The 911-nt window shown below is 46.1% G+C and carries 1 pseudogene; it reads left to right on the top strand.

Annotated elements, in window-relative coordinates:
- Positions 1 to 911 (top strand): annotated as a pseudogene (locus GVN16_RS25950) (hypothetical protein); the annotation flags it as partial.

Here is a 911-nt window from a genome sequence, read left to right as displayed (position 1 = left end):
GCAACTGCTTCCAATGGAACAGGAACTGTCACTTACCAATGGCAGGAATCTACTAATAATACAAGCTGGACAGATATCTCCGGGCAAACAGGAACTTCTCTGAACGTCTCAACGGCGGTTGCAAGTGTCAAATATTACAGAGTTGTCGTTACCGCTTCAGGTTCTGGTTGTGGATCAGCTAACTCGTCAAGTTCGACGGTGACTGTGGTGGCCAAACCGACGGTTACAGTGGATATTCCTTCTACCACAGTTTGCGTGGGCGGAACAGTTACCTTGACAGCAACTGCTTCCAATGGAACAGGAACTGTCACTTACCAATGGCAGGAATCTACTAATAATACAAGCTGGACAGACATTGCAGGACAAACAACGACAACTTTAAATGTTTCAACGGCTACTGCCGGTATTAAATATTACAGAGTCATCGTTACCGCTTCAGGTTCAGGTTGTGGATCAGCTAACTCGTCAAGTTCGACGATTACCGTTGTTGCCAAACCTACAGTATCAGTCGATATTCCTTCGACAACAGTATGTATCGGCGGAACAGTAACTTTAACAGCCACCGCTTCCAACGGAACAGGAACCGTTACTTACCAGTGGCAGGAATCTGCTAATAATACAAGCTGGACAGATATCGCCGGACAAACAGGAACTTCTCTGAACGTCTCAACGGCGGTTGCAAGTGTCAAATATTACAGAGTTGTCGTTACCGCTTCAGGTTCTGGTTGTGGATCAGCTAACTCGTCAAGTTCGACGGTAACTGTGGTGGCCAAACCGACGGTTACAGTGGATATTCCTTCGACAACAGTTTGTATTGGCGGAACAGTTACCTTGACAGCAACTGCGTCCAACGGAACAGGAACTGTCACTTACCAATGGCAGGAATCAACAAATAATACAAATTGGACAGA

It is taken from the genome of Emticicia sp. CRIBPO, assembly GCF_009905725.1.
Classification (GTDB): domain Bacteria; phylum Bacteroidota; class Bacteroidia; order Cytophagales; family Spirosomataceae; genus Leadbetterella.
The sequence above is the reverse complement of the archived record's forward strand: the minus strand, read 5'-3'. Positions and strand labels throughout refer to the sequence as shown.